General features: G+C 68.1%; 11 protein-coding genes and 2 CRISPR repeat arrays. Of the genes, 2 read left to right on the top strand and 9 right to left on the bottom strand.

Translation table 11 applies throughout. The features are described 5' to 3' along the window. Nucleotides 1–18 precede the first annotated feature (18 nt). From ATK36_RS26405 to ATK36_RS33895, 3 genes are all read right to left on the bottom strand, one after another. Entirely contained in the window at nucleotides 19–732 is a 714-nt protein-coding gene (locus ATK36_RS26405) for a hypothetical protein (RefSeq protein ID WP_098513951.1), read from the bottom strand. Between the two features lie 115 nt (nucleotides 733–847). Beyond that, nucleotides 848–1,900: a hypothetical protein gene (locus tag ATK36_RS26410; protein ID WP_098513952.1), complete on the bottom strand. Its 1,053-nt coding sequence runs from the start codon at nucleotides 1,898–1,900 to the stop codon at nucleotides 848–850. Beyond that, nucleotides 1,894–2,535, bottom strand: coding sequence for a hypothetical protein (locus ATK36_RS33895; RefSeq protein WP_245915184.1), 642 nt, complete (start codon nucleotides 2,533–2,535; stop codon nucleotides 1,894–1,896). Before ATK36_RS33895 ends, ATK36_RS26410 begins: the two co-directional genes overlap by 7 nt. Nucleotides 2,536–2,742: 207 nt before the next feature. Between ATK36_RS33895 and ATK36_RS26420 the strand changes: the two genes are divergently transcribed. Together ATK36_RS26420 and ATK36_RS26425 are read left to right on the top strand one after the other, a co-directional pair. Next, nucleotides 2,743–3,396: a prepilin peptidase gene (locus ATK36_RS26420; RefSeq protein WP_245915186.1), complete on the top strand. Its 654-nt coding sequence runs from the start codon at nucleotides 2,743–2,745 to the stop codon at nucleotides 3,394–3,396. 733 nt (nucleotides 3,397–4,129) lie between these two features. Beyond that, a CRISPR array of direct repeats spans nucleotides 4,130–4,679; the repeat unit is 36 nt; unit sequence GCCGCAATGGAGTCCGGCGCTGTGCGCCGGAGGCAC. A gap of 74 nt (nucleotides 4,680–4,753) precedes the next feature. Further along, the gene (locus ATK36_RS26425) at nucleotides 4,754–6,199 is read left to right on the top strand and encodes an IS1380 family transposase (protein WP_387000211.1); all 1,446 of its coding nucleotides are present in this window, start codon (nucleotides 4,754–4,756) and stop codon (nucleotides 6,197–6,199) included. A gap of 208 nt (nucleotides 6,200–6,407) precedes the next feature. Further along, nucleotides 6,408–7,346: direct repeats of the CRISPR family, unit length 36 nt; unit sequence GCCGCAATGGAGTCCGGCGCTGTGCGCCGGAGGCAC. Nucleotides 7,347–7,516: 170 nt separating this feature from the next. On the opposite strand, the gene cas2 is transcribed toward ATK36_RS26425, so the two are convergent. The 6 genes from cas2 to cas3g are packed head-to-tail and all read right to left on the bottom strand — an operon-like array spanning nucleotide 7,517 to nucleotide 16,345. Continuing rightward, nucleotides 7,517–7,804, bottom strand: coding sequence for a CRISPR-associated endonuclease Cas2 (gene cas2 / locus ATK36_RS26430; protein WP_098513954.1), 288 nt, complete (start codon nucleotides 7,802–7,804; stop codon nucleotides 7,517–7,519). Between the two features lie 6 nt (nucleotides 7,805–7,810). Next, complete coding sequence (locus tag ATK36_RS26435; RefSeq protein ID WP_098513955.1) at nucleotides 7,811–9,454, bottom strand: CRISPR-associated endonuclease Cas4/Cas1; 1,644 nt, start codon at nucleotides 9,452–9,454, stop codon at nucleotides 7,811–7,813. 9 nt (nucleotides 9,455–9,463) lie between these two features. Next, the gene (gene csb2 / locus ATK36_RS26440; RefSeq protein WP_098513956.1) at nucleotides 9,464–10,855 is read right to left on the bottom strand and encodes a type I-G CRISPR-associated protein Csb2; all 1,392 of its coding nucleotides are present in this window, start codon (nucleotides 10,853–10,855) and stop codon (nucleotides 9,464–9,466) included. Then, the gene (cas7g, locus tag ATK36_RS26445) at nucleotides 10,852–11,817 is read right to left on the bottom strand and encodes a type I-G CRISPR-associated RAMP protein Csb1/Cas7g (protein WP_098513957.1); all 966 of its coding nucleotides are present in this window, start codon (nucleotides 11,815–11,817) and stop codon (nucleotides 10,852–10,854) included. Before cas7g ends, csb2 begins: the two co-directional genes overlap by 4 nt. Next, nucleotides 11,814–13,994 (bottom strand): type I-G CRISPR-associated protein Cas8g1/Csx17, encoded by a 2,181-nt coding sequence (gene cas8g1, locus ATK36_RS26450; protein WP_098513958.1) that lies wholly within the window; start codon nucleotides 13,992–13,994, stop codon nucleotides 11,814–11,816. The genes cas7g and cas8g1 overlap by 4 nt, the downstream gene beginning before the upstream one ends. After that, the gene (cas3g, locus tag ATK36_RS26455; protein ID WP_211291959.1) at nucleotides 13,994–16,345 is read right to left on the bottom strand and encodes a type I-G CRISPR-associated helicase/endonuclease Cas3g; all 2,352 of its coding nucleotides are present in this window, start codon (nucleotides 16,343–16,345) and stop codon (nucleotides 13,994–13,996) included. The genes cas8g1 and cas3g overlap by 1 nt, the downstream gene beginning before the upstream one ends. Nucleotides 16,346–16,426: the final 81 nt, after the last annotated feature.

The raw sequence follows: 16,426 nt of genomic DNA on the forward strand, positions 1-16,426 counted from the left end.
ACAAGACCGCCACCAACATCACTGACCCATCCCCGGAAGCATCACGATCGACAACTGGCCCGCGGGCACGGCGGCGACCTGGCGGGCGGCGGCCTGGCTCAGCTGCACCGACACCACAGTGATCTGCTGGTTCGGCGGCGAGGTCACGCTGGTGACCACCGCCGGCCACACCATCGTGGAGTCCGGCGTCGGAGGACCGGCCAGCGCGGCGCCCGCCTGGCCCGGCACGAACACCACAGACACGTGCGCGCCCGGCGACACCTCCACCGGGAACTGGCCCGCCTTCAACGACAACGCTGCGATCGCCTGCCCCGTTGCAGGAGCACCGGCACCGCGCACCGCGTCCAAGGTCAGTAGCGCGCCGGCGGGAAGGCTCGCGGACATCGTCTTACCCACCACGCTGACCGCCTGGTTCGCATCCACAACGGACACACCGGGGTCGACGGCGACGTTGACCTGCTTGAGATCCTGCACAGTCAGCACCTGCCCGACCGCCACCGGCCGAGCCAACGCCAAGACCGATTCGCGGTTTCCGGAGTTCAGCGACACCAGCAGGAAAGCGGAGGCGCACGCCAGCACAAGCAGCGCACCCAGCAGCAGGTGCGGGAGGCTGCGCCGCCGTTTCGTTCCGCGCAGCCGCGAGGCAGGCTTCTTGCCGTCCGAGACCCAGGGACCGCTGGCCGACTTCGTGTGTCGGTCGCTGTTCGGCTGGGTCGAGATGTTCGTGGTCACGCCGGTACCTCCTCCGGGCATGGGAGTAGTGCGCCGCGTCGCCAAGGTTCTTCAGCGAGCGGAAGGACGAGTTGTTGTTTGTGTTGTTATGAAAGGAGGTGCTACCCGAGCGAGGTCAGCCGCCGCCGTTGTTGAGGGCTTGGGACTCCGCGACACGGAGGACCGCGTTACCGGTCGTGGTCAGGCCCGGGAACGTTCCGCCTTGGCCTGCACCGGCCCAGGCGACTGTCCAGCGCACCGTCGCGGCGACCGGGAACGCTTGCCCCGCTTGCTTTGCGGACGAGGTGCGGTAGGTGTGGCCGCAGTCCGGCGAGGGAGCTTTCGGATCACTGCCCGTTCGGAACGGTGTACCCGCCCCAGTACACGTCACGGTGCTGCCGTCGCCCATGGACCACGTCACAGACGTCGGTGTCGCGGTAGCTGTCACGGATACACCCGGCACGGAGGCTGTCGCCGACACTGGCCCCCACCCGCTCGCCAACCACATCCACGTCGGCAGGTTCACCAGTTGATCACCGACAGGGTTCGCCGCGATCGTCGGTGTGGGCAGCCGCAACTGTTTGCGCGCCATCTGCGCCAACTCGGCTGGTGAGGGCAACTGTGCCTGCACTGGCTGCTGCCCATCCGCGATCCACTTCGGCGGCCGATATAGGGCGTCGACGGCACCCGGACCGGCGCACTTCCATACGTACCAGGCACCTTGCGGCCCCTGGGCCGGTTGAGCGGCCTGCGCGAGCACCACGCCACCTGCTGCGGGGCGCGTCAACACAGCAGATTGAGAGGTCCCGGTGTCTGCGTTCAACGGTTTGGCGACCGCGGCGGTGATCACGCCGCCGGATGGAGGCTGGAAGTCGCTTTTCACGTACGAGCACTTCGCCAGGTTCGAGTTTCCGTCGATGAGCGTGTCGCCGGGGCCGCTATGGCTCGTGTCGGGATTGCCCGTGCCCGGACGCTCTGGCTTGCGGCCGGTTCCCGGTTTGGCGCCATCTCCCGGGTTGCTCGGCTTGGTGTCGCCGCCTCTGCCCGCACCAAGGTCACAGACCGGCGCGGGCGTTTGGTTGCACGTGGTGCTGCCGTAGCCATCGTCAGCGAGAGCTGGTCCGGCGGCGCAGATACCGCCGACGACCACTATTCCTGTCGCAATCGAGACACGTCGTAGTTTCAACATGTCCCCGCCCCATGGACGCCGTACTCCGAGACCTTCCATGATCCGTCGGCCTGCTTCTGGGCAATGGCGTTAATGAGGTGTCGGCCGCCCGGGGTGTCGTTGGCCAGTTGCCCGGTGGTGGCCTTGTACTTCAGCCAGTTCGTACTGTCGGAGCAATCGGTGATCACGATCTTGTTCGGGTCGTCGGGAGGTTCGGCAGAGGACACCGAAGGCTCGTACGTGGGTTCGCCCTTGGTGATCAGGCCGTTGTAGTGATCTGCGTACAAGGCCCGCGACATGTTCGTCAGCGCGATTCCCGTCGCATACCGTCCCAGCTTCGGCGACTGCCAGTCGGACGTGGTCCCGGCGGTGACGAAGTCCCGCCACATGCCGCGGTAGGACGCGAGGGCATCCTGCTTGGCTTTGCCCGCAACGGGCGATGCAGTGGCCGGTCCAGCCGATGTCGGCTGGACCGGTCCGGTGGGCAGGGTTGTCGTGCCAGGCGATGAAGAGGCGGTGCCGGCACCGCAGGCGGCGACGATCACCAGCATGGCCCCGAGCCCGAGCATCGACCCGATCTGGTGCCCGCCTACGATCACGGCCTTGGAAGCCACCACGCCCCACCCCCGGACATCAATGAAGATCGTCGTTCTCACTGTGGTACAGACCACGACTACACCACTCGCCCGGTCGACTGCAAAGCGTGTATGTGACTGACTTTAAAGTCGGAATGGGGTTTCAACAGATCTTCACTCTTTCGAGGCACGGGTATCACTGTCTGAGGTTGCCGCGGGTGAGACTGAGGCGTGGCCAGCAGCTTTCCGGAGGTGGAGGTTGGCACATCGACTACCAGAAGTAACTGATTGCGGCGCTGGCTGATGCTCACCTTGTTCACTGCGGCGTGGGCAGGCATGGGGATCCTCGCGGGCGCGGCATCGGCGTTCGGCGTTTCACGCCTGCTCCGGGTGGCTCCACCTGCGGGCAATGCAACGCGGCTCACGACTGCGGTGCTGACCGCACTCGCGTTCGGTGCACTTGCCTGGCACTTCGGTCACCAGTTCGATTTGCTGCCGTACAGTGTCCTCGCCGCACTCGGAGTCGAACTCTGCGTGATCGATACCCTCGAGCAACGGCTACCCAGCGTGCTCATCTATTCGGGTATCGTCGTCGTCGGGGCACTTCTGGCTACTTCGGCGATCCTTCATTCCAGAGGGCCGGATCTCCTGCGCGCCCTGGTCGGAATGGTGATCATCGCCCTGCTTTACCTCGTACTCGCGCTGGCGTCCGGAGGCGGGCTCGGTGCCGGCGACGTGAGACTGGGCGGTCTGCTCGGCCTGGCGCTCGGCTGGCTGAGCTGGTCGGCACTCGCCACGGCTACCGTCCTCGGCTGGTTCGCAGCCGCCCTGGTGTGGCTGCTGCTTCGAGCGACTCGACGACGGCAGCAGGGCTCATTGCTTCCGATGGGGCCGTTCCTGCTGCTCGGTGCTTTCATCACGATCACGGCCGTTCCGACATGACGTTGCTCCGTCTGCGACATCAACGACGAGGCTCGGCGGACCGCTCCGGAGGCCGGTTGCCGTCGGGCTTGCGTGACCACGCCGGAGAATCTCCGCCATCGCCCCGCACCCGTGGTGCTGGGCGCCCGGCTGAGATACGGGCCAGTTCGCTCCACCGCATCTGGCTGGTGAAACCAGACGGTCCACGACCGCCCGTCGACCGGTTGTCACTCACCTTGCGCAGTCCTGCCCCCCGTGCCCGACCGCTGCGGGGAAGACAGCGATGACCGTTCCCACGCCACGCGGGAACACATGTTCGATCGTAAGACCTGATCCGTGCAGGTCAAAGGCGCGAGCCGTCCTCTCGCTTTAAGCGAGAGCTTTTCCGACAACTTGAGAGAACCGGGTCTACGGCGTAACCGATCTGGGTGAATTTCCCCGCCTCTCGCGCTACCGTGCCGGTCGGCACCACCGGCTCGGCCGGTCAGCTGGATCCGGTAGGAGCGGTCGACCAGTCCTCGGCGTCATCGAAGAGCTTCTCCCTAGCCTCCCCGGACCTGTTCCAGGCGAAGCTGCGGGTCCTCGGCGGCTCACGTTGCTGTGCTGCCGCTCCGTCTTGCTGACGACTTTTCTTGTGGCTCTTCTGGTGACGCGGACGTTCGATCACGAAGCATGTCGCCGATCGCAGTGATCCCCAGCAAAGACACCCAAGTCGCGACGTTGATGGGTTGGCCTACCGCGATGGCCGCCCCTGGCCGCAATGGAGTCCGGCGCTGTGCGCCGGAGGCACCAGCACGCGCCGCCAAGCGATGTGCGGCCCTTCGTCCCGCTCACCGCAATGGAGTCCGGCGCTGTGCGCCGGAGGCACATCCCGGAATGGATCGACGAGGCGAAGCGGCGAAACGCCGCAATGGAGTCCGGCGCTGTGCGCCGGAGGCACATCGACGGCGCCGCCGAACCCGGGGAGGCCTCGGCGTGCCGCAATGGAGTCCGGCGCTGTGCGCCGGAGGCACATCCCGGAATGGATCGACGAGGCGAAGCGGCGAAACGCCGCAATGGAGTCCGGCGCTGTGCGCCGGAGGCACATCGACGGCGCCGCCGAACCCGGGGAGGCCTCGGCGTGCCGCAATGGAGTCCGGCGCTGTGCGCCGGAGGCACCGCTGAGCTAATCGCGCGAGGTGGAGACGGGATTCGAAGCCGCAATGGAGTCCGGCGCTGTGCGCCGGAGGCACGGTGCCGACCGCGGTGATCGGGGCAACCCGGTCCGGGCCGCAATGGAGTCCGGCGCTGTGCGCCGGAGGCACTAGCCCGCCGCTTTCGTGCCGATTCGGCGTGATGGGTGTCAATACAGGAGAAAGGTGCTCTGAGCTGCAAGGATATGACTTGTCGAGGGTCATGTCCGAACCAGCACAGGAGCACCTTTCTGGTGAGCAAGCCTACCGGGGCCTACCCATCGTTGACGGTCGACACCACGGGAACAGTGATCGTGTCGCAGGCAGGAGCGACACTGCTGACCACCACGGTGACCAAAACCGGCCTTTACCAGGCACTCTCGACAGCCATGGCCCGCTGGCGGCACCCCAACGCCATCCACGACCCCGCCAAGATCATCTGCGACCTGGCCGTCACACTGGCTCTGGGCGGTGACTGCCTGGCCGACATTTCCATCCTGCGCGCCGAACCCGGCTTGTTCGGCCCGGTCGCCTCCGACCCCACCGTCTCCCGTCTGATTGCCACCCTCGCCGACGACGTCAACGCGGCACTGGCCGCGATCAACACCGCCCGCGCCACCACACGAGCAACCGCCTGGACACTGGCCGGCGACCAGGCGCCCGACCACAACATCACCCCCGAGCACCCGGTGATCGTCGACCTGGACGCCACCCTGCTCACCGCCCACTCCGACAAGGAGTCCGCAGCACCAACCTTCAAGCGGGGCTACGGTTTTCACCCGTTGTGCTCGTTCGTCGACCACGGTGCCAACGGCACCGGCGAACCACTCGCGTTCCTGCTACGCCCCGGCAACGCGGGCTCCAACACCGCCGCCGACCACATCACCGTCACCCGCGATGCGTTGCGGCAACTGCCTTTCACCGCCAAGGGCGGACGCGTCGGCCGAAAAGTGTTGATCCGCACCGACGCCGCCGGGGCCACCCACGACTTCCTGGACTGGCTGGTCGCCCGGAAACTGGGCTACTCACTCGGATTCACCCTGCCCGACGACGCCGTCGAGCGCCTGGCCCGCATCCCACGGCAGGCATGGACTCCGGCCTACGACGACGACCGCATCCCCCGTGATGGGGCCTGGGTCGCCGAGGCCACCGGAGTCCTGGACCTGACGGGCTGGCCGAAAGGGATGCGGGTCATCGTCCGCAAGGAACGACCGCACCCCGGCGCGCAGTTGCGGTTCACCGACGCCGACGGGCTGAGGCTGACCGCGTTCGCCACCAACACACCCCGCGGACAACTCGCCGATCTGGAGTTGCGGCACCGCCGACGGGCACGTGCCGAGGACCGCATCCGCGGCTGCAAGGCCACCGGTCTGACCAACCTGCCCATGCGCGGATTCGCCCACAACCAGATCTGGGTCGCGATCGTCGCGTTGGCGGTCGAGCTGACCGCATGGACCCAGATACTCGCCCTCACCGGCCACCACGCCCGCAGATGGGAGCCCAAACGCCTGCGGCTACGCCTGTTCTCCATCGCCGGGCGCATCGCCTGCCACGCCAGGCGGGTCCACCTCCGGCTGGCCGGCCACGCGCCCTGGGCTGATCTGGTCCTGACCGCCTACCAGCGCCTACACGACCTACCGCGACTGGCTTGACCAGCCAGAACCCTGTTCCTACGAACAACCAGCATCACCATCGGGCAGTGGAACCCGGCGACACCCGGTCGACAGCGGGCCATCTTGGCCATCCCGAACAACGGAAGGAGCACGCGCAACAGCCACTGGTCGCGGTCTCAAGCCCGGCCGTCACCCACACGAAAGATCCGGGCTAGGCGGGAGAACCGCCTGTCGCCTCGGTTCCGGCGCCGCAATGGAGTCCGGCGCTGTGCGCCGGAGGCACATCCGGATCATGGACCTAAGGTTTTTTGCCTCTACCTATAGCCGCAATGGAGTCCGGCGCTGTGCGCCGGAGGCACACCCGGTGCGGTGAGGACCGGGTTGCCGACTACGCGTGGCCGCAATGGAGTCCGGCGCTGTGCGCCGGAGGCACGGAGGCGTCTCTGAGGCGGCGGCTCGCACGTGACACGCCGCAATGGAGTCCGGCGCTGTGCGCCGGAGGCACCGCAGGGCGGGCCCCCCTACAGCATCGAGAGTTATCGCCGCAATGGAGTCCGGCGCTGTGCGCCGGAGGCACCTGGAGCAGCCCGGCGAGCTGCTCGCTCAGGAAGTCGCCGCAATGGAGTCCGGCGCTGTGCGCCGGAGGCACATCGCGACGTCGCCGACGAGCTGCAGCGGATTGCACCGGAGACGCCGCAATGGAGTCCGGCGCTGTGCGCCGGAGGCACCCCGAAACTCAGAGGGAAGGTCAGCCGACCTTGTTCATGCGGCCGCAATGGAGTCCGGCGCTGTGCGCCGGAGGCACAAGCTCCTGGACGCCCAGGCATTCACGCACGGACAGATCGTGCCGCAATGGAGTCCGGCGCTGTGCGCCGGAGGCACTCCGGCGGTTCCGGACTGGTGTCACCCGCCGCTTCTTTTGCGCCGCAATGGAGTCCGGCGCTGTGCGCCGGAGGCACAACCCGAAACACCACCGAGCCGCCGCGTGGAGGGCTCGGGCCGCAATGGAGTCCGGCGCTGTGCGCCGGAGGCACCTCACCGGAACCGCTCAGGCACACCGACACTTAGAATCTAGGCCGCAATGGAGTCCGGCGCTGTGCGCCGGAGGCACTCCGGGAGCGCCGCGCCGAAACTGGCGCCCGCCGACCACGCCGCAATGGAGTCCGGCGCTGTGCGCCGGAGGCACGGCTCGCTGGTTTTGCGGGTCGTGACCTGGGATTTTACTCCAGGATGCGAGCGGTCGTCGGTGCAGGCTGTGAATTGGCTGGGGTGTGGCTGGGCTGGGGTGGGTTTTGGGGGTCTGATCTGTGTGCGAGCGGTGGCTGGGGGTTGGGTGGGTACTGGACCGCTCGCGGTTCATACGATCTTGGCGCGAGGGTTCGGAAGCGTGCGGGGTTTTCCGAGGGTATGGATGGGTGGCGCGGACGGGATCGGGCCGAGGTCGATGTGGATGATGCTGTCGTGAGCCAGGTCGATGACGTCGGTGGCGCGTGATTCGAGTTCGGCTCGTTCGGCGGGGGACAGGTCGCAGAGGAAGACCGAGTATTGGAGGCGTTCGCCGTGGTCTTCCATGAGTGTGCAGACTCGTCTGAGCCTTGCGGGGTCGGCGATGTCGTAGGCGATGACGTATCGATGCCGGGCCATGGGTTTTCACCTGGTGATCATTGGCTTGTATTCGGGAATCTCTCCGACGAGGGCGCCGGAGAGGAGCCGCGCTTGTAGATCCATGACGCGGCGGTAGGAGATGCGGTAGCCGAAGAGTGGATGTTGGATTTCGGTGTCGAGCCGGCGTTCGTAGGCGCGCAGGACGGTGCGTCGGCCGTTGGCGGTCAATGAGACGGCTCCTGCGCGGCGGAGGAAGTCTGAGCTGGTGATTTCGCCGTTGTTCAGCAGGCTGATCACGACAGAGTCTGCGATCAGCGGCCGGAACTCTTCGGCGAGGTCGAGGGCAAGGGAGGGCCTGCCGTGGCGTGAGCGGTGGTAGATCCCGAGGTAGGGGTCGAGGCCGACACCGAGCGTGATCGCGACGAGGTCTTTGGTCAGCATCGCGTAGCAGAAGGACAGCAGAGCGTTGAGCGGGTCTGGTGGTGGCCGCCGGTTGCGTCCGAGCTGGGAAAACGTGTGGGCGATGTGATCGGCTGCGGGAGCGATCATGGCTGGGAAGGCAGCGAAGTACAGTCTGGCTGCGGTGCCTTCGATGCCCAGGAGAGTGGGGAAGGTGCTGGTGGATCGTGCTTGCTCCGCAAGCCGCTTCAGCGAGGCTACGGTGACGTTCACGTCTCCTCGGGCATTGCGCCGGAGCAGAGTTCTGGCGTTGAGGATCTTGCCGGCGATCATGCTCTGTGCGTATCCGGTGCGGCTTTGCGCGTGCGCAGCGGTTTGGCGCCTTCGCAGCTCGGCGTATTTGGGGGGTTGTCCGAGCGCATAGCCGTGCAGCCAGCCTCCGGTGCTTAGCCAGAGGACCGGTATCTGGCGGGCGAAGCATGCCTGCAACGCCTGGGTGCTGACCTGGACTCGGCCGAACACGGCGAGCTGAGCGACGTCGATCAGCCGGAACGAGGCGAGCTTCTCCTTGTCCCGGGTTATCTCGAGTCGTCCGCTGCGGACTCCGACGAACGAGCCTGGTTCGGTGACATATACCGGCCGTTGGTCTGGATCGCGAGGAACCAGGCGACGTGGTGGCTGGTCTCGGCGTGCGAGAAGTGCGTTCGTTTCGTCGGGCAGGCACAGGCCGACGAGTGAACATCGAACGCATTTGGGGCTGTCGACCAGCGGAAGCGGTGCTGTGTCGCGCTCGGCTACGCGGCGGGCGCCGGCGACGACGTCTTCGACCCGGGCAACGCGTTCCCCGGTCAGCTCGATGCGGACCCGTTGCCGAGTGGCGGCGTAGTACAGCTCCGCGTGCGTGCACGAATATCCGTTGTCGCGCAATGCCAACGCCTGCAGGCATACCTGCACTTCGTCGCTTGGCCACGGGCTGCCGTCCGGCTGCGGCTTGCCTTTCTTGTAGTCGACCGGGACAACGGCTCCGTTACCGTCGTTTTCGAGCAGGTCGAGCTTGGAGATCACGCCGAGCCGCGGCGAACTCACCGTGATCGATCGAGCGGCTGTCACCGGGCCGTCCTCCGGTAGTGGTACGGCGCCGGATGCTTGGTCGACTTTGCGGTGGACCTGTTGGCCGAGACGGGTGTCGTCGTTGTCGGCGAACCGGGCCTCGACCCATTCGAGGTAAAACAGGCGCGGGCAGTAGACGAACTCGTTGACCATCCGCGCGGGCAACAGGTCTTCCAGCATGACCGCTCCTCACGGTCGAGGAATGAACAAGCCTAGTCCGAAGTGGCTCAGATGTCCCAGTGCCAGAGGGCCGGCGATTTCCCGGTTCACCGTGATGGTGACGAATGCGGAGGGTCGCCGGCGGTCCGGGGCGGAGGGCCTGGTGCGTCTGAACGGGGTCCTTTCTTCTCGAAGGTTCAGGTCGCGGATGTGCAGGTCGTCGAGTCCGCGGTAGCCGAGTTCTCGTTCGATTTCGGTGCGGAGGAATTCCGGCCAGTCTTTGTTTTTCGGGTATCGCGTTGGGGTGAACGGGGTCAGCGAGGTCCAGCGGCGTGACGGCCGAGCCAGTTCCGGGGCGGTGTCGTGGATGTTGCCGGTGTCGGTGGCGCGGAGGTTGAGGCGCCATTTTTCGTTCATGCCGGTGTGGAGTCGTGTCGCGGCGGTCAGCGCGTCGAGTTCGTCGCCGCTGAGCCCGGCGGGGACCCAGACCAGCAGCCCGCTCAGGTGGCGGTCTTGTGTCAGTGGCAGGTAGTGCGCGTGCCGGTGGTGGTCGCGGGTTGTGGTGCCGGTGGCGGTTTTGCCGCCGAGGAGGGTGTCCGCGGGTTCGGTGCGGAGGTCGCCGAGTTTCCGCAGCGCGGCTTTGCGTAGCAGGTCGGTGTAGATCAGCGCGTCGGTGCTGGGCGGTTTTACGCGTTGGGCGATCGCGAACCGGATGGCGGTCACAGAGGTTGTCGGGGGCCGTCGCCGCGGGCGGGTGGTCGCGGGTGTTTTCTGGTAGCCGGCGAAGCGGGTGCCGCGGGGGAACAGCAGCCCGCCTCTGCGGACGTCGACCGGCCGTGCGACCAGTGCCTCCAGGTCGAGGGGATGTTCGGCGGCGAGCACGGCGGTGACCTCGGCGTCGGCGGGGATCATTTCGGCCGTTTCGACGGATTGCCAGATGTCGTGACCGGCTGGTTCCCAGTGGTCGGCGAGGGTGGCTTCGCAGATGCTGTCGGCCCGGCCCAGGTAGGGCAGGGACGCGGCGAGTTTGGCCAGGGCGTCGCGGTGCGGGCCGGTAAGGTCGAGGCCGCGCCATTGGAGCGCGAGTTCGGCGTCGGGGTCGAGGACGGCGAAGGCGTCCAGGGTCTGGTCGACGCTGATGCCGGCGGTGGTGTGTTTGCTGTCGGGGTAGTAGTGGCGGGTGTGGGCGATGGTGTGGGCGGGCACGAACACTGTCGGAGGCACGGCGGCGAGCTTGTCGAGGAGCGGGTGCACGACGTGCTCGTCGAGGTCGGGTGCCCGGGTGCGCCACACGGCATACAGCGCGCGCAGGATCCGCCAGGGCGACGGCGGCAGTTCGACGGCGCCTTCGTTGACGTGACGTCCCCAGGGGGTGGCGTGGTAGCGGCCCCAGGGGAAGCGCAGGGCCAGGGTGACGGTCATTTTTTCTTGCCTTTGCCGGTCCAGTGCACGGTCAGGGGCTCTCCGCTGCCCAGCATGTCGGCGCAGTGGGGCACCAGTTCGGTGATCTTTGCGGTCAGGTGGTCGAGGGCGGGCAGCGGTGGGCTGTTGCGGCGGGCTCGGACGTCGCCGTCCAGGTCGAGATCGCAGGCGGTGCGCAGCCGGAGACCTCCGGAGAGCAGGGACCGGATTTCCCATAACGCGATCGTTTCGAGGAGGTCGGTGGTGGGTGCGGGCAGGCCGTAGGAGTGCAGCAGTTCGGTGTCGAGGACGAAGGATGCGCGGATGTGTTTGGCGGTCCATTCGGTCCGGGCGAACGGGACCGATCCGTAGCCTTCGGAGGTTCCTTCGGTGTCGTCGGAGATCTGGTGGCGCACGCGGTCGGATTTGCGTCCGCCGCTGTCGGCTCGCTCGACGTGGTGGGCTTCGATGACGCTGGAGAGGGCTCGGGGGAATTTCGGCTGGCCCCACCAGGCCTTGTGGGCGAAGAACACGCCGTGGATGAGGCAGAACGGGTCCAGTCCGGCGATCGCGGCGGCCATCGCGGACCGGTTGAGCGGGGTGTCTTTGGCCAGGCCGAGGCGTTCGCCGATGAGGTCGAATACGGGTTTTCCGTCCACTGTGGAGGCGTGGACGAACGGGGAGGCGAGCCGGTGGGCTTCGAGCCGGCTGGAGGTGAGGAATTCGCCGGTGCTGTCGCGGACCACCCGGATCCAGGGCAGGCCGTTCATGGCGGGCACCGGCTGGTTGCCCGGCTCGTCCCAGGCGGTGGCTTCGAGCCGGTTGGCCATCGACTGCACCGATTCGACCAGCAGCGCCGGGACGTCCTGGCCGTCCTCGAACCGGGTGAAGGTGGCCGCGCCGAGGTCGGGGAACCCGGTCGGCTGGAAGGTGCTGCCCAGGATCGGGACGAGATCGGCTTCGTAGGCCAGGCGGGTTGTCACTGTGTTGACCTTTCTGGAGTGGGCAGGACGGAGATCCGGTTCAGTGCCCGGATCCGGTCGCGTTCGCTGATGCGGAACAGGAGCACGGCGGTCAGCCGGTCGCCGCTGATGCGGGCTTCGGGCGGCCGGAGGACCTGGGGGATACCGGTGATCGTCAGGCGGCGGGCCGCGTTGTCGAGCACGTCGGGGACGTGGCCCGCGATCAGCTGGGCGGGCCAGGCATTGCCGGGGCGAAGTCGTATCTGTGTCGTGCCACCGTCTTCGCGGGGCAGTTCCAGGGGCGCGGTCGACGCGAACGGCAGCAAGTAGTTCGTTGCGCTGCTCAGGAACCCGTGCTCGTCAGGCGGCAGCCGGAAGTCGGTGCCTGTCCAGTCGACGGTGAGCAGCCCGGCCAGCAGGTCGGCGATTCTCGGCTCGTCGAGGTGACCGGCGAGCAGCGCCTGCACATCCGGGGGCCGGGCGAACATGCCCTGGTGGAACGCGATCCTGGCGCCGCGTACTGCCGGGAACGGAGCGGTGTCGCCGGGTTCGTCGGGGCGGGGGATCGACCGGCGCCGTGCCAGGGACGCCAACGCCGCAACGAGTCCCGCACCGAGCGAGGCAGTACTGGGGCGGCCTGACCACACTGGCCGCCGGCGCGGGCCGACCGTGACCGGGGACAGCAAGGGGCGCAGTCCGCCCAGCGTCGGGCATTCGGCACCGGGATCCCGCGCGGTCGCGAGCGCGAGCGCTATCCGCAGCTCAGAATCATCGGCGAAGGCGGGGCGTAGTTCGTCGGCGAGGGCGCGGCCGTGGGGGAGGACCAGCGGCGACACGATCGTGCGGGTGCTCCCCGCGCGGGCGGTCGTCTCGTGGCATCGCCCGATGGCGGCGAACACGGCGGCCAGGTCGGTCGCGTGTCCGGTGTCCGCGTGGGTGAACAGTGCTTGCTCGACGCCGCGAATCCGGGCGGCGACCGCGTTGCTCGCCGGGCCGCGCAGCGCGTCCAGCCACGGATCAAGACTGGCGAGCAGCTGGACCGGACGCCGTGTCCTCGGGACAGTGATGGTTCCGGCGGGCACGGCGAGCGGGTTCTGGCCATGGCGGTCGACGAAAACGTGTCGGTGGAAGGCGGTGATACGCCGGTCCACAGCACGATTCGCGGCTGCGCGGACCAGGTCGAGCGCTGATCGTGCCGGTTTCCCCCGCCACTGCGCTCGGCCCTCGCCGAACAGCGCCACCAGTTCCGGCAGGCGGGCCGGAGCGCCCCATTCCGGGGCCAGGAACTCGCCGAGAATCGATTCTCCCGGCGCCGCGGTTGCGAACCCACCGGCCGAGCCCTGCACCTGGAACGGCAGCGCGGCGCCCGCGTAATCGCTGCCGTGGCGCCGGACCACCGCGGAGGCGAACGGCAGCGTTCCCTCCACCGTCATCAGGAATGCCCAGGGGTTGACGAACCCTTTGTCGTCCGTCTTCTCCAGCGGTGAGGATTGAATGCCGCCCGCGCGGCCCGGGTCGAACTGCCCGACCGCGTCCCGCAGATACGGCGCTGATTCGTCTCCGGTGAGCAGCGCGGCCAGCCAGGCGCGGCTGCGCCGGTCGGCTGTGACTGTCCGGAGCCGGGACAGGTAGGTGACCGACAAGTCCTGGCGGCCGAAGTTCCCGCCGGTCCCGAGCAGGCGGCTGAACGCGACATCCGCATCGCCGGCCAGTGCCGTCGCGGCGTCCAGCCAGGCCAGCGCGGCGTCCGGGAACTCGTTGCGGCACAACTGCAGCACGTCCCGCTTGCAGGCCGCGTCCCACAGCGCGCCGTTCTTGCCGCCCCAGCCCAGCTCTTGTCCTTGTGCGATCACCCGGTCCGCCGCGTCGACAGCGTCGCGCAGAGCGGCCAGCCGGGGTTCGTGCGAGGCGCGTACCCATTCGAGCGCGGCTTCGGCGGTGGTGTTCTTGCCGTTGCCCGCGAATCCTGAGCCTGCGTTCCACGGCGACACGATCGCTTCCGGCTCGAACCTCTCGTCCAGCACCGCGACGAGCGCTTTGACGGTCGGCACCGTGCTGCGCAGGACGAATGTGCCGCGTCGCCAGTATCCGGCCGCTTCGTCGTCGACGCATCGCGTCACGGCCCGCAAGATCCCCAGAGCGGACAGGTATCCGGCCAGCGGCGTCGTCCGGCAGCCCGGCAGGGCGAGGTCGGGCATCACACACCGTCCTTGTCGCTTGCCCGGCCGTCCGCGGCGCGGACCAGGGCTTCGCAGAACGCCAGCCGGAACGGCCCGAGATCCTTCCGGTCCCGCAGCCGAAGCGCCCGGTCGGTCAGCGAGCCGACGCCCAGGTGGGTCGCGGCCAGCGACAGGGTCCGCTCCTCGAGGCGCGTGCCCGGCAGGTCGGTCGCGGCTGTCACGGAGCCTTCCCGGACGCCCAGCACGGTGTCGCGCGGCTCGTCCTCGACGGCACGCACGGTCAGCCGTGCTTTTCCGTGATGCGCCAACGCGAGATACACGACGAGGTCACGCTCCGCCACACCGTCCAGCAGCCCGGTGTCGGGATCGAGCAGCAGCAACGCGCTGACCAGTTCGTGCCGGAAATGCCGCGGATCGTGACGCAGCGGTGTCCGGCTGGGCGACTTGGCCCACACCGTGGCGGTCGCCGGGGGCGGGGTGTCCGGGTTGGCCTTGTCCAGCGAGGCGATAAATGTGGGGTGGGCCTTGCCGAGATCGTGGTAGCGCGCGCCCAGCGCGATCGCCTCACGCAGGTCCTGCCCGAGGTCGGGGTTCAGGCCGTCCAGCAATACGCGTGCGGCGTGCTCGGTGTCGGCGAGATGCTCGGCCAGCCCGGTCCACGCTCGTCCGCCGGACTCGGGGTCGCGGTCCAGCCCGTCCGGTCCGGACCGCTGCCTGTCCTCGGCGGGCTCGACCGGGTCGACCGGGGATGTGCTTCGCGGATCGAATCCGGTCTGGGACGTGTAGCCGCCGCGCGCCGCGTCCAGGACCAGCAGCGCGGTCGGGCGGACGTCGTCCTCGCGGGCGATGCGCCAGTCACCGTCCCGTTGGTCGAGCACCACCGAGGTCCCCGCGGACACCACGCGCTTGACCGCGCCCACTGGTGCCGGACACAGTTCCTCGCGCCGTGGGGCGGGCATCGCCGTCCACCCGTCACCCGAGAGGTCACGCCAGGCGACCGGCACCGTCCGGTCGATCGTGTCCCGGATGAACGGGCTGACGTCGATGTCGTTGCCGGACAGGTCTGGTGCGGTGTCGAACAAATCGATCAGGTCGCGGCGGCGCAACACCGGATGCAGCTGGTCGCGCTCGAGGACGTCTTGCGCCGCGAGTTGCGGCCCCGTCAGGCCGTGCCCCTCCAGGCTGCGCAACTGGTCCACGGTGGCGTCGACATCGCCGGAATCGTAGGGCAGGTACATGTCCCGGCTCCGCGGCGGCACCACCCACAGCAGCCGGGCTTCGCTGGCTTTACCGTCGCGGTTGCACCGCCCCGCGCGTTGCACCAGCGACGACCACGGCGCCGCCTCCGTCACCAGCGTCTCGGACGTGACATCGACACCCGCCTCCAACACCTGCGTGCTGACCACAATCGTGCCCGCCCCGCCCGGCTCTGCGAGCGCAGCCTCGACATGGTGCTCCCGATCCCCGGGCCGAAACCGCGCATGCAGCAACACCAGTCGTGCGGCCGGTGCTGCTCCGCGCAGCTCGGCGAACATCGCGGCGGCCCGGTCGACGGTGTTCACCACGACCAGAGTGCGGGTCCCCGCCCGGTGCTCGGCCAGCACTCGCTTGGCCAGCTCCCGCGGATAACGCCGCCCGTCCGGGTCGCCCAGCCGAACCTCCGCGACCGTTTTCCGGGCGTCCAATAGCTTCCGCAAACCCTCATCGCTGTCGTCGTCTCCCAGCTCGACAACAGACAATTCCCTGGTGAAATCCGGTGTCCGCAAGCGCTGAGGGTCCAGCGTCGCCGACATCCACATCGACCGGCACGGCAACGCGGCACCGAAGCTGTCCCGCAGTCCCTGCAGCTGCAACGATGTCGGCAACCCCGGCCCCATCAGCTGCACCTCGTCGAACACGAACTGCACCCCGGCATGCAGCAACCCGAAACTGCGCGGCCAGCTCGACCGCGCCTCCCCGAAGCCGCGCATCAACAGCCTCGACAACACCATGTCCTGCGTGCCCACGAAAACCCGATCACGCACAGGACCGGACATCCACTCCCAGGTCTCGGAATCCTCCCCGCCCATCAAGACATGCACACTGATCGGCAACTCCACCCGCTCAACCCATTCCCGGACCTTGCCGAGAGTCTGCTCGACCAGCACCCGCTGCGGCACGACGAACACCAACCACCGCGGAGTCGTGTCAGGATGCACCTGACGCCGGTACATCCACGGCAGCACCGCCGCCAGCGTCTTCCCCGTACCGGTCGGCACCCGCAGCACGTCCGGGAACCCCTCGTCCGCCAGGCGCACCTGATACCGGTACGGGCTCATCTTCCCGCCCGTCGCCACCGCGACGAAATCCTCAAAACTCCCCACCGTCACAGCCGGCCCCCTTCCCTGTCCTCGCCGATCGCCGGCCGCGCCTCTCCGTGCCGGCCGACGCGGACCACCCCGCCACCGTCG

This window comes from Amycolatopsis sulphurea (assembly GCF_002564045.1).
GTDB lineage: Bacteria > Actinomycetota > Actinomycetes > Mycobacteriales > Pseudonocardiaceae > Amycolatopsis > Amycolatopsis sulphurea.